The organism is Flavobacterium seoulense (assembly GCF_000695795.1).
Lineage (GTDB): Bacteria > Bacteroidota > Bacteroidia > Flavobacteriales > Flavobacteriaceae > Flavobacterium > Flavobacterium seoulense.
Map to the genome: position 1 here is coordinate 29,954 of NZ_JNCA01000032.1, position 20,354 is coordinate 50,307.

The 20,354-nt window shown below is 34.4% G+C and carries 11 protein-coding genes and 1 tRNA gene; 5 read left to right on the forward strand and 7 right to left on the reverse strand.

Annotation, left to right across the window (positions count from 1 at the left end; genetic code table 11):
• Nucleotides 1-146: 146 nt before the first annotated feature.
• Nucleotides 147-1,838, forward strand: coding sequence for an energy-dependent translational throttle protein EttA (gene ettA / locus FEM21_RS14815; RefSeq protein WP_035662050.1), 1,692 nt, complete (start codon nucleotides 147-149; stop codon nucleotides 1,836-1,838).
• A gap of 137 nt (nucleotides 1,839-1,975) precedes the next feature.
• On the opposite strand, the gene FEM21_RS14820 is transcribed toward ettA, so the two are convergent.
• A complete protein-coding gene (locus tag FEM21_RS14820; RefSeq protein WP_035662052.1) occupies nucleotides 1,976-3,763 on the reverse strand; it encodes an ABC transporter ATP-binding protein in 1,788 nt (595 codons plus the stop codon).
• Nucleotides 3,764-3,974: 211 nt separating this feature from the next.
• Between FEM21_RS14820 and FEM21_RS14825 the strand changes: the two genes are divergently transcribed.
• Together FEM21_RS14825 and FEM21_RS14830 are read left to right on the forward strand one after the other, a co-directional pair.
• A tRNA-Val gene (locus FEM21_RS14825) sits at nucleotides 3,975-4,052 on the forward strand.
• Between the two features lie 172 nt (nucleotides 4,053-4,224).
• Nucleotides 4,225-5,418, forward strand: coding sequence for a hypothetical protein (locus tag FEM21_RS14830; protein WP_035662054.1), 1,194 nt, complete (start codon nucleotides 4,225-4,227; stop codon nucleotides 5,416-5,418).
• Nucleotides 5,419-5,550: 132 nt separating this feature from the next.
• Here FEM21_RS14830 and FEM21_RS14835 read toward each other — a convergent pair whose 3' ends face one another.
• On the reverse strand, nucleotides 5,551-7,011 hold the full coding sequence (locus FEM21_RS14835) for an FAD-dependent oxidoreductase (protein WP_035662056.1): 1,461 nt from the start codon (nucleotides 7,009-7,011) through the stop codon (nucleotides 5,551-5,553).
• 185 nt (nucleotides 7,012-7,196) lie between these two features.
• On the opposite strand from FEM21_RS14835, the gene FEM21_RS14840 reads away from it, so the two are divergent.
• A complete protein-coding gene (locus FEM21_RS14840; protein ID WP_035662058.1) occupies nucleotides 7,197-8,198 on the forward strand; it encodes an LLM class flavin-dependent oxidoreductase in 1,002 nt (333 codons plus the stop codon).
• Between the two features lie 126 nt (nucleotides 8,199-8,324).
• Here the strand turns inward: FEM21_RS14840 and FEM21_RS14845 are convergent, their stop codons facing one another.
• The 5 genes from FEM21_RS14845 to FEM21_RS14865 form a co-directional block, all read right to left on the reverse strand.
• Nucleotides 8,325-9,257, reverse strand: a complete 933-nt coding sequence (locus FEM21_RS14845; protein WP_035662061.1) for a hypothetical protein — start codon at nucleotides 9,255-9,257, stop codon at nucleotides 8,325-8,327.
• A 20-nt stretch (nucleotides 9,258-9,277) separates the two neighbouring features.
• The gene (locus FEM21_RS14850) at nucleotides 9,278-10,129 is read right to left on the reverse strand and encodes a substrate-binding domain-containing protein (protein ID WP_035662063.1); all 852 of its coding nucleotides are present in this window, start codon (nucleotides 10,127-10,129) and stop codon (nucleotides 9,278-9,280) included.
• Between the two features lie 66 nt (nucleotides 10,130-10,195).
• Nucleotides 10,196-11,089 carry a nucleoside phosphorylase gene (locus tag FEM21_RS14855; RefSeq protein WP_035662065.1) on the reverse strand — a complete coding sequence of 298 codons (894 nt, stop codon included), beginning with the start codon at nucleotides 11,087-11,089 and terminating at the stop codon, nucleotides 10,196-10,198.
• A gap of 106 nt (nucleotides 11,090-11,195) precedes the next feature.
• Nucleotides 11,196-11,525 carry a translation initiation factor gene (locus FEM21_RS14860; RefSeq protein ID WP_035662068.1) on the reverse strand — a complete coding sequence of 110 codons (330 nt, stop codon included), beginning with the start codon at nucleotides 11,523-11,525 and terminating at the stop codon, nucleotides 11,196-11,198.
• Nucleotides 11,526-11,624: 99 nt separating this feature from the next.
• Entirely contained in the window at nucleotides 11,625-12,575 is a 951-nt protein-coding gene (locus tag FEM21_RS14865) for an isopenicillin N synthase family dioxygenase (RefSeq protein ID WP_035662070.1), read from the reverse strand.
• Between the two features lie 809 nt (nucleotides 12,576-13,384).
• Between FEM21_RS14865 and FEM21_RS14870 the strand changes: the two genes are divergently transcribed.
• On the forward strand, nucleotides 13,385-20,347 hold the full coding sequence (locus tag FEM21_RS14870) for a type I polyketide synthase (RefSeq protein ID WP_035662072.1): 6,963 nt from the start codon (nucleotides 13,385-13,387) through the stop codon (nucleotides 20,345-20,347).
• Nucleotides 20,348-20,354 lie beyond the last annotated feature (7 nt).

The window sequence follows — 20,354 nt, forward strand, 5'->3', positions numbered from 1 at the left end:
AGAGGTACACAAAGTCAATTTAAAAATCTTTGTGTACCTCTGCGTTTTCTTTGTGCATCTCTGTGCAATAACTAAATATTAATCTCTTTTTTATTTCTTGAATAACACTATATTTGTATTCTTTAAAAAATAAAAATCATAATAATATGTCAGACGATAAAAAGGTAATTTTCTCAATGCAAAAATTGAGTAAAACTTATCAGGGAGCCGATAAACCGGTTCTTAAAAATATTTACTTAAGTTTCTTTTACGGAGCTAAAATTGGTATTCTTGGTTTAAATGGTTCAGGTAAATCTTCTCTTTTAAAAATCATTGCAGGAATTGATAAAAACTATCAGGGAGATGTTGTTTTTCAACCGGGATATAAAGTAGGTTACTTAGAGCAGGAACCAATCTTAGATGATTCTAAAACTGTAATCGAAATTGTTCGTGAAGGAGCTGCCGAAACGATGGCCGTTTTAGACGAATACAACAAAATCAATGATTTATTTGGTTTGGAAGAAAACTATTCTGATCCGGATAAAATGGATAAATTGATGGAGCGTCAGGCGGCTTTACAAGACAAAATTGATGCCTTAGGTGCCTGGGAAATTGATACCAAATTAGAAATCGCTATGGATGCGTTGCGTACTCCGGATGGTGATACGCCTATCAAGAATCTTTCTGGTGGAGAGCGTCGTCGTGTTGCATTGTGTCGTTTGTTGTTACAACAGCCTGATGTATTGCTTCTGGATGAGCCTACCAACCACTTGGACGCTGAGTCAGTACTTTGGTTAGAGCAACATTTAGCTCAATATGCAGGAACTGTAATTGCAGTAACCCACGACCGTTATTTCCTGGATAATGTTGCTGGTTGGATTCTGGAATTGGATAGAGGAGAAGGTATTCCTTGGAAAGGAAATTATTCTTCCTGGTTAGACCAAAAATCAAAACGTTTAGAGCAAGAGGAAAAAGTTGCTTCTAAAAGAAGAAAAACATTAGAGCGTGAGTTGGACTGGGTTCGTCAAGGGGCTAAAGGTCGTCAGACAAAGCAAAAAGCACGTTTACAAAACTATGATAAGTTATTAAATGAAGACCAAAAACAATTGGATGAAAAATTAGAGATTTACATTCCAAATGGTCCAAGATTAGGAACTAATGTTATCGAAGCTAAAAATGTTGCCAAAGCATTTGGAGATAAATTATTATATGATAATTTGAACTTTACTTTGCCGCAAGCTGGAATTGTTGGAATTATCGGGCCAAATGGTGCTGGTAAATCGACTATTTTCAAAATGATTATGGGAGAGCAAAATACAGATAGCGGAGAATTTTCTGTTGGAGAAACGGTTAAAATCGCTTATGTAGATCAATCGCATGCTAATATCGATCCAAATAAATCAATTTGGGAAAACTTCTCAGATGGTCAGGAGTTGATTATGATGGGTGGAAAACAAGTAAATTCAAGAGCTTATTTATCTCGTTTCAACTTTGGTGGAGGTGAGCAAAATAAGAAAGTATCGATGCTTTCCGGTGGAGAACGTAACCGTTTACACCTGGCAATGACTTTGAAAGAAGAAGGAAACGTATTGTTACTGGATGAGCCTACGAATGATTTGGACGTAAATACTTTGCGTGCACTGGAAGAAGGTTTAGAGAATTTTGCTGGATGTGCTGTGGTAATTTCACACGACAGATGGTTCTTAGACCGTATTTGTACTCATATCTTAGCTTTCGAAGGAGATTCAGAAGTATATTTCTTCGAAGGAAGTTTCACTGAATATGAAGAAAACAAAAAGAAACGTCTTGGTGGTGATTTAACTCCAAAACGTATCAAATACAGAAAATTGATTAGATAAATTTTAATAAATTTCAATCCCAAATTTTCGGGATACAATCCCAAATTTCAATTGAACAAATTGAGATTTGGGATTTTTTCTTTGTGAACTTTGTGTGAAACTTAGTGTTCTTTGTGGTTGAAACCAAGCTTGAAAAACTATGAATGACTAAACTGTAAATTACTTAGATTCTTGTAGATTCCGTTTTCTAAAGCGATTAATTCTGAGTGTGTTCCTTGTTCGCTAATTACCCCATTATCAATCACTAATATCTGGTCAGCTGAACGAATGGTTGATAGTCGGTGTGCGATAATAATACTGGTTCTTCCTTCCATTAAAACTTCAAGAGCTTCCTGAACCAGTTTTTCACTTTCGCTGTCTAATGATGAAGTAGCTTCATCCAAAATCAAAATACTTGGATTTTTAAGTAAAGCTCGTGCAATGGCAATACGCTGTCTTTGTCCGCCCGAAAGTTTGATTCCTCTTTCGCCTACAACAGTTTCCATTTTTTCGGGAAAACTTTCGATAAAATTTAAAGCATTGGCTTGTTTGGCTGCCAATAGAATTTCTTCGTCAGTGGCATTTGGTTTACCGTAAGCAATATTTTCTTTGATAGTTCCTCCAAATAAAATCACATCCTGAGGCACAATACTCATATTACCACGAAGATTTTCCAAATCAAAATCGTAAATATTTTTGTTGTCAATCAGGATTTCTCCTTTGTCAATATCATAAAAACGCAATAGTAAAGAAGCAATTGTAGATTTACCTACACCACTTGGTCCTACAATAGCAATTTTTTGACCAAAATTAGCCGTGAAATTTACATCTTTCAAAACCTGAATTTCTTTTCGGGATGGATAACTGAAAGCTACATTTTTGAAAGTTACATTTCCTTTGATCTTCTCATTTGAAGCTAAATGATCTACACCTTTGATTTTTTCAGGAGTTTCATCCAATAATTCAAAAACGCGTTCGGTTGCTCCGATAGCTTTTTGAACCTGAGCATACAATTCGGCAATTCCTCCCGAGGAAGCTCCTACATAACTCGAATACAATATAAATGTGAACAATTCGCCTACAGAAATTTCGCCGGAAATACTCAATTGAACGCCGTACCAAACCACTGCTACGATTGTTCCAAACAAACAAATGATGATAAAAGAAGCAAAATAACCTCTTAATTGTCCGCCCTTAATGGCAATTTTAACTACTTCTCTAATTTTTCCCTGATAGCGGGCAATTTCGTACCATTCATTGGCGAAAGCCTTGACAATACTGATTCCCTGCATGGTTTCTTCAACAACTACCTGACTTTCGGCAACCTGATCCTGTACTTTTTTGGAATATTTTCGAATAAAACGCCCAAAAAGCACCGCAGCAACTCCTACCAGAGGAACTATAGAAACCATCATTACAGTCAATTTGATATTGATACTGGCGAGCATTACAAAACTTCCAATAATCAATATAAACTGACGAAGAAATTCGGCAATTGTTGTAGTTAGAGTGTCCTGAATTTGGGTAATATCGTTAGAAATTCGGCTGTTTAGTTCTCCAACACGTTTTTGAGAAAAGAAAGACATAGGTAGTTTTACCAGATTGGTGTACAATGCCAGTCGAACGTTAGCCAGAGTATTTTCGGTAAAATTGACAAACAATGATAATCTGAAAAAAGAAAATACCGATTGCAGTATTAAAACTAATCCGAGTCCTAAAGCAATTTGGTTAGCCAGAGTAGCATCTTTTTTATTCACGCAGTCTACCAACATTCCCATGAATTTAGGAAAAGCCAGTGCTGTAACACTAGTAAGTAATAAAAAGAGTAAGCCCAGATAAAATTTCCAGGTATTATTGCCAGCATATTTAAAGATTATTTTTGCCTTGTTAAGCGAACTTGCTGTTATTTTTGATTTGGGTAAATCGTTTTCTTTGTATCTGGGCATGTTTGATTTTTTATTTAGCCCTGCAAAGGTACTACTATAAGCTAGTGATAGCAAAAAAATATACAAGGTCTTGTTTTTATAAAAGTCTGACTTTGAGTTTAAAAGAAATTATGTATGATTTTTTATTAATTTATTTCCAAATTATGCTTGCAAATATAAAATCTAGCTGTATATTTGCACTCGCAATCAGCAATGATAGCAAAACAAAATAGGGCGATTAGCTCAGCTGGTTCAGAGCACCTCGTTTACACCGAGGGGGTCGGGGGTTCGAACCCCTCATCGCCCACCAATTTTTAAAACTCCTTAAGTAATTAAGGAGTTTTTTTTATGTCAATTTTTTTTCCACAATTTTTAGATTTGATCCTTAAATTCGCTCTATTGGTTTTTTGATTTAATATATTTATTAGAACTATTTTAGTGAAGAAAATAATTTTCAATTTAGAGTAAATAAGAGGATATTTATGAAAATAGCAGAAAGAATATACAAAGAATTAATGCACGAACCTGCATCAATATGGTTTATCAATGATGATTTTGGAGCCAAGATAATGGTTAAAATACCTTCACCTATCATAAAATCAATAATGAAAGGTTGTAAAATTGAATTTCTGTTTGGTAAGGATAATTCACAGCAAGCTGCAATATTTCATACAGGACTACGAGTTTATGATGACCCTATAAATTATGCAACAATTACAGGAACAGAACGTTTTTTTGACGAACATTGCTCTCTTGCTGCAATAATGAATCGTAGCTTTACTTATATTCATTTTCATAATGAACTTGGGATTTGTGTTGCAACAGCAAAACTTTCATTTAGTATTGCAGACCAGTTCCGAGTTCTAAATCTTCAAGGCAATCCTGAAAGACTGTACTGCGGTAAATTTGATGAAATAATTTCTCGATCACTCGATTGTTTTGATTACAGTATTAAAATAAAAAACAAACAGAAAAACGTTTACGTAATAGAAAACATTGCAATCGAAGGAAAACTCGAAGACTGGATTATTATGAATAACACAGTTATTGGATATAATGAAATAAATCATGTAATGGTTGATGATAAAGATGAAGGTAGTATTCTGGAAAAGGAAGTAACAATTATTCTTGATGATCTTTTTAGGCAAAAGCTATACCTGAATCCACAAATTACAAAAGCTAAAGGTTACCGTGAATTAACAGATGTTTTTGCAATTTCTGACAATGGTCTTTTTTTAATTGAGAGTAAGGCTCTTGGGGTTATAGATAGTGTCTCTAATAAAACTATGGAAAAGAAAGTTAAAGGGGTGCAAAAACAGATATCTACAGGAATAGATCAGCTTGTAGGCGCTTCGAGAAAGATAGAATCGAATACAAAAATATATGATAAGCATTTAAAGGAAATTATTTTTAATAAAACTTCTTTTCTTCATTGTATTGTTTTGGTTTCTGAATTGTTACCTTTTGGCGATTGGAAGACAATCGAATATAAGATGTTTAAAGTAATGGTTGAAAATAAAATCTATCTCAATGTTATCGATTTACGTGAGTTTATGCAATATGTAGGTCACGCGCGAGGGAGTGCTGACCGACTTAATTTAATGCTGATTGAAAGAGTTGAAGCCTTTGTTAAGAATGAGAATATACACATGAGGCTAAATGTCATGAAAGAATAGTTTATAAAATTTTAATCTTTGTGCATGAAAAAACTGTTATCTAAAATAGTTAGCATCAATTCAAGAAGTCATAGAGTGCTAATTTTTTTAAATTCTAAACAATTGGATTTTGGAATTTGTAAAAATTGGAATTTATTGATTTTTTTTCTTTAAAACATTACCTCTAGGTTTATCACTTTCATGAAGTACAATGTCTGAATGCAGAAATTCGGCGGCTGCGGCTGAATCTTTTACCTTTACAGCAGAGCGTTCTAACATTTCTGCTTCAAATTCATTGAGAACACTTTCTCTTATTCCAGCTTTTCGCCAGTGTGATTGAGGTTGGCATTTTTTTGTGATTGTGCGTGCTAATGAAAGTGCATCCAGTAATGCCTGATTAGCTCCCTGACCTTTAAACGGACTCATGGGATGAGCAGCATCGCCAATTAGAGTTGCTTTTCCTGCTTTCGATAATAATTCTGAACTAAGCAATTCTCTGTCATAAACAGGATAACCTGAAATTTGAGCTTCTTTAGTTGCTGCTATAATTTGTGGAATAGGATCGTGCCATTGTGTTCTTCGGCTAGCTTCTTCTTTTAAGGCTTGAGATCCTTGGGAACTTAATTCTTTAGCATCTTTTTCGGTCATTGGAAAACTAAGCTGCCACATTATAGAATCTGTAGTGTAAGGCATCATGTAAATGCGTTCATTGCCATTAGCAGTTTGAAATACCGTAGCAGAATCCAATAAAGGACTTGAAATATCTTCAAGAGCGCTTAAAGGACAAATTCCTAATATTACAATACAATTAAGATAACGTAAAGGAGTTGTTTCTTCGCCAATTAATAATTTTCGAACGGTACTACGAATTCCATCAGCACCTACAACTAAATCAGCTTCGTAGTTTTTTATTTTATCATTTACTTGAAAGTTAAGATGGACTTTGTTGTTTTCGGATTCCACGAAATCGATTAATTGATGTCCCCAATTCACTATGTTTTCTCTACCGAGTTGGTTAAGCAGGGCTAACCGCAGTGATTGTCGTGCAATATGAATATTAGTGCGTTTTATAGTTGGAGTTATAATTTCTGATGATAGCCATTTTCTGGTTCCCCATTCGCCAATTACTTTTCCTTCGGTAGTATGAACTAAATGTCGGGTAGAAATCACACCTTCGTCTAACGAAAAAATACCCAAACCTTCGATGGCTTTACTTGCTTGTTGTAGTGTAAGTCCGTAACCCTGAGACCGGGATTCGAAGTTATCATCACGTTCAAAAAGCGTAAAAGGAATACCACGATGTAAACAGGCAACAGCCAAAGCCACGCCGCCAATTCCACCGCCAATAATTGCTATATGAGGATAATTTTCTAAGTTGGGAATAGGAGGGTTAATGGCAGGAATTAATCCAGTAGCATTACAGTTTTTACAAGGAATTAAAGGGCTTTTTGGAGGAATAGGAGCTGTACTGTTGCTATTTGATTTCTCAAATTGTTCCAATTTCATTTGGTAACGAAGTCGCACTTTTTTGCTGATTCTTTGGCTTTTTTTACCTCGTCCCAAACATTCAGGGCATATTGTAAAGTTTGCTTCTTCGTTTTTTAGTTTTTCCAATTTTTTAAATTTAAACTGAAAGAAAATTTCAGTATTGAATTGTTTTCAATGCAAATTTAGGATAAAAGTAGCGTAAATAGAAAATAGAACTTTTTTTGTTTTCATTTAACTTTCTATTAGTATTTGATTTTCTCGAAAGCATTTTACAATTCTTACCTTTGTATATACAAATAAGAAAATGCATTATGACTACACATACACTTTCAAACATAAAAATCTCTGTTCTGGATTTAGCGATAGTTAGAGAAGGAGGAAATGCCAGCGATACTTTTAAAAATAGTTTAGAATTAGCACAGCAAGCTGAAAAATGGGGTTATACCCGTTTTTGGCTGGCTGAACATCATAATATGCCGGGAATTGCGAGTACGGCAACTGTGGTTTTGATAGGTCATATTGCGGCTGGTACTACAACCTTAAGAGTAGGTTCGGGCGGAATTATGTTACCTAATCATGCTCCTTTGATTGTTGCTGAGCAGTTTGGTACTTTAGCAACACTTTTTCCGGATCGAATTGATTTAGGTTTAGGTCGCGCTCCTGGAACCGACCAATTTACTGCTGCGGCTTTAAAAAGAGATGAGCATGCAGCGATGGAATTTCCGTCGAATGTAGAAGAATTACAACGTTATTTATCAGAGGGAAATAAAAATGGCAGAGTAAGGGCTTTTCCGGGTGAAGGTTTAGATATCCCAATTTGGATTTTAGGTTCGAGTACTGATAGCGCTTATTTAGCGGCTTCTTTAGGATTACCGTATGCTTTTGCGAGCCATTTTGCACCAGCGCAATTGCACAATGCTATAGCTATTTACAGAAGAAATTTTAAACCATCAGCACAATTACAAAAACCTTATGTAATTGCCTGTGTCAACGTAATTGCTGCCGATGATGACTATAATGCCGAAAAATTAGCTACTTCGTTTAAAAAAATGTTTTTAGGTATTATTACTGGAAATAGAAAACAGTTACAAGCACCAGTTGAACCCGATGAAGATTTTATGGATCCAATGGAAGAGGCAGCTTTACAACAAATGATTCAGTTTACGTTTATAGGCGGTCCGGAAAAAATCAAAAAGGAATTAGATAATTTTATTGAAATTACCCAAATTGATGAGTTGATGGTAACTTCGGCAATTTATGATCACGAGGCAAGATTGCATTCGTATGAGATTGTATCACAATTAAATAAGTAATCTCTTCAGTTCAAGTAATATTTTAAAAATTGTATCGAGAACCTTTTGGAAAAAAACTTCTCGATACAATTTTTCTCCATTTCTTTACGAAAAATCACTCGAAGTGACGATGTTAAACAAGGTGATTTAGTTCAAAGTTAAAGCTCCTAAAATTTCTTCAGACATAAATGGGCCTCCCGGATAGGTAGCGGTATAGTCGAGATTAAGCCAAATTTGGTTACGCTCATCAATATGATAATGCAATTGTTTACCATAACTTTCTTTTACAAAAAGTTTGTTTTTTATCAGGAAATTGGCAGTTTCAAGATCATTCATGTTACCTATCAAAATTTCGGGATAAATATGTCCTTTGGTGTGAATTAATCTGGGCGTTCCGCCAATGGCACGAACGCAGGCCGCCATTAAAATCGAATGATCATCACAATCTCCTGATAAATATTCTAAAGATTCACTGGCTGTAGCAATATAGTCGCCGTCTTTAGGATCGCTTACATAATTCCAGCGGCTATTGATTTCTTTGAAAACTGCAAAGCACTGAATAATAGTGCGATAATCAGAGTAACCTCTGGTGTTTTTAAAATGCTTATTGACTGCCATTACGGCAAAATTTCGAACCCTTGGATTTTTGTATTCAATAGCACTAAGGATTTTTGACTTATTAGGAAATGGTAATAATTTCGAAATAATAATATCCTGAGGATGCGGATTGTCTGACATTGTATAAATCATCGAATCGTAGTCTTCATAGATACTTTCGAAACCATAATTCCCAAATATAGTTCCGTAAAATAGTACCAATAGATAAAGAACTATACAAATAATGATAATGGTTCGAAGCAAACGCAAAATTAATTGGGTGGCAATTATGATGAAAATAAAAAGTAGGATTCGATCGAGATTGAATACCCAATTGAGTTCAATTAAATTTTCGTGCGCAATGATAAAAAGTGGAACACTAATCAAAACGTTCAAAACAAAAATAATAACATCATCCCAAGGCTTCTTGACTTGAAGTTTTTGTTTTATATTTTGAAAAGTAAGATTTTTAAAGTTTATCATGCGAAGTAAAAAAGGTAAAACTATACTGTTTTAACTATTTCATCAAAAGTACCTATTTTATCAATAATTTTTAGTTCTAATAACTGATTTTGAATATTGTTTAACATTTCGGTTGATAATTGACTTTGTGACCATTCAGTTAATGAAAGCCATTCCTGAATATCTTCTATTTTTTGATGGTATTCGAAAGCTAAAATACTATCTATTCCCTGAATCGATTTAAAAGAAGCTGTCATGTTATTGATAATAGACAGAATGCTCTTAATTGCTTCCGGATTTTGTTCTAAAACTTCGTCTCTGACAGCAATTACAAAACAAGGCCAGGGAGTAGGGCAGTCGGCAATTTTTCTAAAAATACCTTTGTCAACCAATGGTTTTGTCATAAAACGTTCCCACATAAAATAATCGGCAGTTCCGTTTGTCAAGGCCTCAACAGCACCATCAATGGTATTGATAATTTCAAACTGAAGATTATCGGTTTTCCAGCCTTGATTATTGGCATTTACATAAGCCATTAATTGGGAACCAGAGCCTAAACGGGAAATAGCAATCTTGGTATTTTCAATATCTGCCAATGTTTGATAATTGGAATTAGCAGCCACATGAATACCCCAAATTAAAGGCGAATCAACATAAACCTGAACAATTTTACTAGGATTTCCAGCTACAATATCTTTTACAATTCCTTCTGAAAGAATTACGGCAATATCAGTTGATCCATCGCGCAACATCTGACACATTTTTCCGGTTCCTTCGGGAACATCTGTCCATTGTAAATCGATGTTTTGTGTCTCAAATTCTTTGTTTCCGATAGTTAAATGCCAAGGTAAATTAAAGTGTTCCGGAACTCCGGCTATTTTTATTGTTTTCATTGTATTTCAGTTTTTTGCAACGCAGATTTTAAAAATTAGAAAAATCTAAATAATTATATAGATTTCTTAAATCTGTGTTCCTATACTATTTTGATTTTCAATTAATTTATTTAATGCATGACGGATTAATTTATCAATTGTCTGACTTGGATTTTCACTAAAAGTTCCATCAGCACGATTAGCAACAATGGCATTTAGCGAAAGAGCATGATGTCCTAAAAGAGCGGCTAATCCATAAATAGCAGCCGTTTCCATTTCAAGATTGGTAATTTGAATTCCGTTAAAATTAAATGCATCCATTTTTTGATTCAAATTTGGATCCTGAATTTTTAAACGTAAAACTCGTCCTTGCGGACCGTAAAATCCAGGAGCTGTAGCGGTAAAACCCTTTTGAAATTCAAGTGAATCAAATTGTTCTTCTAAAGTTTTACTTGAATTAACGATATAAGGTCTTCCTTTTTTTGTATCCCAATTAGTTTGTTCAATAAAGGCAGTTTCGATTTCATTGTTCAAAACAGCATCTAAGCAGTAAGAACGAAGCATGTTGTCTAAACCTATAGCGTATTTACTCATTACAAAACTATCTACAGGAATTGACGCTTGCAGTGAACCTGATGTTCCTATTCGAATAATATTTAAAGGATATAATTTTTCTTTTACTCTTCGGGTGTTAAAATCGATATTGACTAAGGCGTCTAATTCGTTCATAACAATATCAATATTATCAGGGCCTATTCCGGTTGAAATTACCGTGATTCTCTTGCCTTTGTAAATTCCTGTTTGGGTTTTGAATTCTCTTTTTTGAGTTGAAAATTCAATGGAATCAAAATGCGCTGTCACTTTTTCAACCCGATCCTGATCACCAACAAAAATAATATCCTGGGCAATATTTTCGGGTTTTAGATTCAGATGATAAATACTTCCATCCGGATTGAGAATTAATTCTGATGCTGCTATCATTTGTTCTGTGTAAGTTACTAAGATTCATGAAAAAATATAAATTCCAAATTTTTGAAATTCCAAATTCCAATGATGTTTTTGGAATTTGGGATTTGAGATTTGGAATTTAACCTCCAACCCGTTTGGTTTTAAATCCTTTTTCCTGTAAAATTTTCATGATTTTATCACGATAATCTCCTTGAATAATGATTGCTCCGTCTTTAAAACTTCCGCCCACACTTAATTTAGTTTTGATTTCTTTGGCAAGAATTTTAAAATCCTCATCATCGCCTTCATAACCTTCAATTATAGTGGTTACTTTTCCTTTTCTTTTTTCGAATTTGCAAATCATAGGTTCTTTTTGAACATATAATTCTTTTTCTTCTTTTACAATTTCTTCTTCTGGAGTAGGGACATGATCCGGAAAAAGATTTTTTAATTGGTCTTGTAAATCCATAAATTTTTATGCTAAAAATAAAAGCCAATTTTAAAATTTCAAACGCCAATGATTCAATTTTGGAATTTGGAGTTTCAAAAATTTGGAATTTATCTATTGTTATTTTTTAATCAACCCTAAATCAACTAATCGTTCATATAGAAAATCACCAGCGGTAATATCTTCAAATTGTTTCGGATTTTCATTGTCGATACAATTTTCTAAACAATTTAGAGGCATATCGCTCACGGGATGCATGAAAAACGGAATAGAATAACGTGAAGTTCCCCATAATTCCCTTGGCGGATTCACCACTTGGTGAATAGTCGATTTTAATTTATTATTAGTGTGTCTTGATAACATGTCCCCCACATTAATTACTAATTCGTCCGGTTCAGCAATAGCATCAATCCATTCGTCGTTGTGGTTTTGTACCTGCAATCCTTTGCCTTGAGCGCCCATTAAAAGCGTAATCAAATTGATATCGCCATGAGCTGCTGCTCTGATAGCATTTTCGGGTTCAACTGTAATGGGAGGATAATGAATAGGTCTTAAGATTGAATTTCCTTCTTCGGCATATTTGTCAAAATAAAATTCGTCTAAACCTAAATGCAGTGCTAAAGCTCTTAAAACATAAATTCCTGTTTTTTCCAGCATTTGGTAAGCTTCTTTTCCTACGTTATTAAAACGAGGCAGTTCTTTTACCGTTACATTTTCAGGATATTCTGAGGCATATTTTGAATCACTGTTTACATATTGTCCAAAATGCCAAAACTCTTTTAAATCGCCTTCTTTTCTTCCTTTAGCATGTTCTTTTCCAAAAGAAACATAGCCTCTTTGTCCGCCAAGTTCAGGATTTTCATATCCTCTTTTAGTTTCTAATGGTAAACTGAAAAACTTTCTGATTTCGCTATACAATTCGTCTACTAATTCCTGATCTAAAAAATGTCCTTTTAAGGCTACGAAACCAATATCTTCAAAAGTATTTCCAATTTCGTTTACAAATTTTTGTTTGCGTATTGGATCATTAGAAAGAAAATCACGTAAATCAACACTAGGTATATTTTGCATTGGATAACTATTTTTAAATAAGAAATTTTAATTGATTTTATCTTCGGTATACAAATGTATTTAATAATTATTTTAATTAGAATTTTAAAAACTAAAATAGTTGAAGGAAATAAGAAAATATCTTTTTGATCTTTTTTAAAAAGATATCTATAGAATAGTCATGAACAAATTTTTCATTTTTAGCGTAAAACACATACAAAATTTTTCTTGTAATGACGCTGTTTGAAATGTAAAAAAAGCATTGAGAATTTTTTAAAAAACAGGGTCGTTTTTTTTGTTAAATGAAATTTAATAGGCCGTTAATGTTGAAATAAATATTATTGTTCATATTTGAATAATTAAATATGAATAACGGATTTTATTAATTATTTTTATTTTTTTATTGAGTTATTTCTTAGTTTTTTATTTTAAAACAACATTTTTTTTTACAGTAAAATTTACTGTTTGTTGTTTTTATTTTGCTACCCCCGCAAATTATAAAAAGCGTTGAATCATACTATATTTTAGGATTATTGTATCTGTACATCAGAAAATGTTTCATTAACCAGACTAATCTAGTTGATTAATCCATTTTCTCTATTTCCAGTATAAAATATTCTATTTACTGAAAGTATGTTATAGGAATGAAATTTCTCTTTTTGCTAAAAAAATATTTCAGTTTTTTAAAGCTTAGTGAAAGTATATTTTCAATTATAGATTTCAAATGATAGTATCATTTTTAATACTTAAAGCAAATTGTTATTCCTCCTCAATCAGGAATAATACGCTCTATATATTTCCCCATAATAATCTTAAATACCACCTACACCATGAGAGATTTAACCATTATTGGATTAACACCTTTTGAAAAACCAGATGTAAAAATCCTGCCCCAGTTGTATCAGGCTGGAGCATTTCCAGTTTTAAGCTTAGGACATGATTTGGCTATTGCTCAGGAAGCAATTAATCAATTGGATCAAACCGATCTACCGCTTTACGGTCTTTATTTAGCTGAAGTAACATTTTTATCACTTCAATTTCCAAAAAACGTAGCTTACATTATTTTACCATTTAGCAGTTCTTGTAATGTTGTTACTGAGGTACCCATTATTTATCAGGTAACCAGTGTGCAGGAAGCTAAAGAAGCAGCGAGCTTGAACCCTAAAGGGATTATAGTAAAAGGAAACGAAGCAGGTGGCTTAGTTGGCTATGAGTCTACTTTTGTACTTTTTCAGCGTATTATTCGTGAAATTCAGAATATCCCAGTATGGGTTCAGGGCGGAATTGGTATTCATACCGCTGCAGCATTCAAAGCATTAGGAGCTACAGGTGTGATATTAGATAGTCAATTAGCATTATTTCCCGAAAGCGCTGTTCCAAAAGAAATCAAAGAACTTTCTTTAAAATTAAATGGAACAGAAACGAAAGTAATAGCTAATCATCGGGTTTTAGTAAGACCTAATTCGCCATCACTATCAGAAAATCCAAATCAGGAAGAACTTAAAAACTATTTTATCAATTTAGATCTTAACCAAAGTTATATTCCTATGGGGCAGGATATTGCTTTGGCAGTAGATTTAGTTGAAAATTTTAAAAATCTTAAACAATTGGTTTTTGGTTTTAAGGAAGCTATGCATGGACATTTGAAACAGGCAAAAGCACTTAAAATACTTGAACCTAAGAATCCATTAGCAAAGGATTTGAATATAGAATATCCTATTGCACAAGGACCCATGACGCGTGTAAGTGATGTTCCTGCATTCGCCAATGCAGTTGCTCAATCTGGGGCTTTGCCATTCGTAGCTTTATCGTTATTGAAAGCTAATGCTGCAAAATCTTTGGTGTTTGACACTAAAAAATTAGCCGGAGAAAAAACATGGGGTGTTGGGATTTTAGGATTTGCACCTCCTGAATTGCGGGAAGAGCAAACGGCTTACATATTAGAAGCAAAACCTCCGGTAGTATTAATTGCCGGCGGAAGACCGGCTCAGGCAAAAATATTTGAAAAAGAAGGTATCAAAACATTTTTACATGTTCCTTCTCCTGCCTTATTAGATCTTTTTTTAAAGGAAGGAGCAACTAATTTTATTTTTGAAGGACGCGAATGTGGAGGTCATGTTGGACCACTTTCCAGTACGGTTCTTTGGGAAAAACAAATAGAACGAATTTTAAACGAAGATGCTCCGGAAAAAATAAGTGTGTTTTTTGCAGGAGGTGTTCACAATGATTTTTCAGCAGCATTTGTAGCTATTATGGCAGCTCCATTAGCAGCTAGAGGTGTAAAAGTAGGCGTATTGATGGGGACAGCTTATTTGTACACACAGGAAGCTGTTACTTGTGGCGCTATTCAGGACGAATTTCAAAAACAAGCGCTTCAGGCAAAAGATACTGTTTTGTTAGAAACCGCTCCGGGTCATGAAACACGTTGTTTAGATACCAAATTTGCTCAATATTTTAACGAGGAAAAGGCAAAATTAATTGCTGCAGGCACCGATAAAAAAGAGGTTTGGGAAAAACTTGAAAAACTAAATGTAGGTCGGTTAAGGATTGCTGTAAAAGGAGTGGAACGCCAAGGTGATAAATTGGTAAATATTCCTAAAAACGAACAGTTAGGTTTAGGGATGTATATGATTGGACAAATTGCAACAATGCAAAATCGTATCATTTCTATTGAAGAACTTCATAAAAATGTTTCCGTTACTAATTACCAATATATTGAAAAAGCGGTTCTTTATGATTTGCCAATATCCAAAGAAAAATCATTAGATATTGCTATTGTTGGAATGGACTGTATTTTTCCTGAGGCTAAAAATTTAGAAGAATACTGGCGAAATATCATTACAGGAAAAGATAGCGTAACTGAAGTTCCTTACGAAAGATGGAATAAAGAACTGTATTACCATCCTGATTCAAACGAAGCCGATGTTTCTCATTCAAAATGGGGCGGATTTATTCCTAAAATTGATTTTGACCCATTAGAATTCGGAATTCCACCACAATCTCTTGCTGCCATTGAACCCACACAATTACTGAGTTTGTTAGTGGCAAAACGTGCCATGGAAAATGCCGGTTATGATAAAAAACAGATAAACAGAGAAAATATTTCGGTAATTATTGGTGCTGAAGGAGGAAATGATTTAGCTAACAGCTATAGTTTCAGAGGTTTTTACAAACAGGTTTTTGGTGAACTTCACGAAGAAGTAAAAGAAGCATTTCCGCATACTACAGAAGATTCTTTTCCCGGGATTTTAGCCAATGTTATAGCGGGACGAATTACGAATCGTTTGGATCTTGGCGGAAGAAACTATACTGTAGATGCAGCTTGTGCTTCTTCTTTGGCAGCATTAGAATTGGCTTGTCAGGAACTGGTTTTAGGAAAATCAGATATGGTTTTGGCGGGAGGAGCCGATTTGCATAATGGAATTAATGATTATTTGATGTTCTCCAGTACGCATGCTCTTTCCAGAAAAGGAAGATGCGCTACTTTTGATAATGAAGCAGACGGAATTGCTCTTGGAGAAGGAGTAGCCATTTTGGTTTTAAAAAGATATGAAGATGCTATAAATGATGGCGACCGAATTTATTCTGTTATCAAAGGAATAGGTGGTTCAAGTGATGGTAAGGCTTTAGGGCTTACTGCACCAAGAAAAATAGGGCAGGTGCGTGCTTTAGAACGAGCTTATACTCAGGCAGGAATAAGTCCGTCAGCTGTTGGATTAGTCGAAGCTCATGGTACAGGAACTGTAGTAGGGGATAAAACAGAATTAAGCGCACTTACTAATTTATTTAGTCGTTCGGGTGCTGTTCCCGGTCAAACGCATTTGGGTTCTGTAAAAACACAAATTGGGCATACTAAATGTGCTGCGGGATTAGCCGGATTAATTAAAGCTTCTTTAGCGGTGTATCATGGGGTAAAACCACCAACGCTTCATTTGAAAGAGCCTAATACTTATTATAATATAAAAAGGAGTCCTTTTATTTTCAATGCAGAAAGTGGATTATGGGCAGAGAAAAACCGTTTGGCGGGAATTAGTGCTTTTGGTTTTGGAGGCACTAATTTTCATGCGGTAATTGCTAATCATCCTAAAGAAGATGATTTTACCGTATTAGATTCCTGGCCTTCAGAGTTATTTGTATTTCGAGGAAATACTTATGAGGAAGCTATAATTCAATTAAATCAAGTTAAATCTTTACTTGAAGTTAATGATAGTATTGCTTTAAAAGATATTGCTTACAGTTTAGCTGTTAGTTCAGAAAAACAAATTCAGGTAAGTATTGTTGCTGGAGCTGTTGAACATCTAATGCTGAATATCGAATTAGCACTTGCTGGCATTGAAGGTAAAAATATATTTATTACAAATAGGATCGAAGGGAAACTTGCTTTCCTATTTTCCGGACAAGGAAGTCAGAGAATAAATATGGCGCGTGAGTTATTTGTTATTTTTCCTGAAATGCGAAAATTAATTAATTCTTATCCCGAATTAGAAAAAGTACTATTCCCTTCTAAATCTTTTGATGAAACGACAGATATTCAACAAAAAGAAACAATCAAAGATACTCGTTTTGCACAACCTCTTTTAGGAATAGTAGATTTGGCATTAGCCAAATTCCTTCAGTCATTAGGGATTGTTCCTGATATGTTGGCAGGTCACAGTTATGGTGAGTTACCAGCTCTATGTTTTGCAGGAGTATTTGCAGAAGAACAATTAGTAAATCTAAGTATTCAGCGTGCTCAGGCTATTTTAGATTCGGTTGAAGGTGGTGATCCAGGCGCTATGATTGCTGTAAGTACAACCAAAGAAAATTTGCTGCCTATTTTGGCACAGGTTGAAAATTGTTATGCTGTAAATTTCAACGCACCTACTCAATGTGTGGTTGCAGGTAGCACAGATGCTATTAATAAACTGACTGAAATCCTTAAAGAAGAACGTATTTCGGCTAAGAAATTAGAAGTTGCCTGTGCATTTCATAGTCCGTTGTTATCAAAATCAAAAAAGTTGTATGGAAATGCTTTAAAGGATGTTCCATTCAGCGAAATGCAAATTCCGGTTTGGTCGAATACAACTGCCGAAGTTTATCCAACAACTGCTTCTGAAATCAAAGAAAGATTAACAGATCATTTAATAAAACCAGTACGATTTGTTGAAGAAATTCAGGCAATGTATAAGGATGGTGCACGAATATTTATAGAAGTGGGACCAGGCAAAGTTTTGACAGGATTAGCAAAATCTTGTTTAGAAAAAGATCAGCTAACCTTGTTTACAGAAGCTAATAACAATAAGCTTACCCATCTTCTTTCAATGTTTGGACAATATTTAGCAACAGGCAGAAACTTTACTATTGCTAAACTTTTTGAAGGGCGAAATGCTAAACTTATCCAGATCGATAAACCTAAATTATACAAAAAAAGTCCTGCTATCTGGCGGGTGAATGGACAAATGGCACATCCTACAACCGCTTCACTTCCGGCCAATGGTGCATTACCTATTATAAAACCTATAAAAATGAATAATTTTACTAACCCTCATAATCCAACGGCTGAAAACCAAACGAATGCAGAACGCATGTTGCAGGAATATCTTGAAAGTATGAAAATGATGATTCAGGCGCAACGTGATGTAATGCTTACTTTTTTAGGACAGCAACCACAGCTGTACCAAGCTCCTGTAGTTTACAATACACCTCCTGTAATTGCTATACCAAATGACGAAGTTAGGCAAACTATAATTAGCTCTGTTGTAACAGAACCACAAACAAGAGACATAAAAACATTACTATTGGAGGTAGTAAGTGATAAAACGGGCTATCCTCACGAAATGTTGGGTATGGAAATGGATTTAGAAGCAGATTTAAGTATTGATTCTATTAAAAGAGTCGAAATTATTGGAACATTAAAAGCTGAATTAGGTTCTTTTTCTTCGAATAAAGTCAATGAAGACACCATCATGGAACAATTAGCAGGAATTAAAACCTTAAATGGTTTAGTTTCTTGGTTAACAGAATATTCAAGTGCTTCAAATACAACAGAAAAAGTTGAAGTTATACAAACTCAGGTTTCAACTTCTCCAACTCAGGCTGGATTGTCTCTTGAAGAACTTCAAACGGCTATTTTAAATATCGTAAGTGATAAAACGGGCTATCCTAAAGAAATGTTAGGTTTAGACCTTGATTTAGAAGCAGATTTAAGTATCGATTCCATCAAACGTATGGAAATTATCGGCGATTTGAAAACAAAAGTCGGCTTCGGTGGCAATATGGAACAAGCGGATGATTTAATGGAAAAATTAGCTGCAATCAAAACACTGAACGGATTAGCTTCATGGATTCATGAAATGAGCGGAAATACGCCTTCTGAACCAGAGCAAAGCGCATTATCCCGTCTTCGTTTTGATTTGACTCCAACTGATATTTCTTTAACGGAAAACACAGAAATTATTCAGGGAAAACGTTTTGCCATTACTCAAAATGAAAGCAATCAGACATTAGCAATTAAAAATGAGCTTGAAAAACATGGTGCCATTGCAGAATTAATTGATTCGGATAAAGATTTAACCAATTTTGACGGATTAATTATACTTGATTTATTTTCGTCTTCCGCCAATCACAACATCATCGATCATGTAGATTTAATCAAAAAAATGGATCTTGATAAAGCAAAATGGATTTATCTGATTTCCGATATTCCGGCTCACGTTCAGGAATTGACAAGTACTATTGTTTTACGTCATTACAAAGGACACTCAGGACTTTTTAAAAGTTTGGCTCGTGAATTTGAAAAGACCAATTGCAGATTAATCAGTTTAAGCTGTCCTCAACAAATTGATCATATTGCTGAAATTACATTAAAGGAAGTTTTAGCAAAGGATAAATCTGCAGAAGTTATTTATAAAAATAACCAAAGATACACGATAGATATTATTCCATCTCCTTTATCAAATAATTCAAGTGAAACTCAAATTAATCTGGATAAAGATGCTGTAGTTTTGGTGCTTGGAGGAGGACAAGGAATTACTTCCGAATTGGTAAAACATATGTCACAGGCTTATCCTTGTACCTATGTTTTGGTTGGAAGATCGGCCGATCCTAGAAATCAGGCAACAAATAGAGAATTAGAAGTAATGAAAACAAAAGAAGAAATAAGAGCCTATCTAATTAAATCCGGAACATTTACTTCGCCTTCTGAAATTGAAAAAGAAACGATAAAAGTTTATAAGAACAATCAGATCCTACGTACCATTCGCGATATGGAGCAATTGGGAAATAAGATTGTTTACCAATCATTAGACCTTTGTGATGAAAATGGTTTATCTGAATTAATCAACAATATTTACGAAAAATACAATCGTTTAGATGGTGTTATTCACGGGGCAGGATTATTGGAAGATAAATTATTCAAACAAAAAACAACAAGCTCTTTCGGACGTGTTTTCGATACTAAAGTAAAACCGCTTCGTGTTTTAGCTGAACAGCTTCGTACGGATTGCCAGTTTGTAGTGTTGTTTTCAAGCATAGCTTCGGTGTACGGAAATAAAGGTCAAACCGACTACGCAGCCGCAAACTCTGTATTGGACGACTATGCGAATGCTTTAAATAAAAAATTAAAAGGAAAAGTAATCTCCATCAACTGGGGACCTTGGAAAGGAGCCGGAATGGTTTCCGCAACCCTAGAAACAGAATATGAGAGAAGAGGTATTTCTTTAATTCCATTGGAACAAGGCAAAGAAATTTTCCTTAACGAAATAAAATATGGAACTGAAAGTCAGGTATTAATCATGTCTGGAAGTAACTGGTAATGTCTGT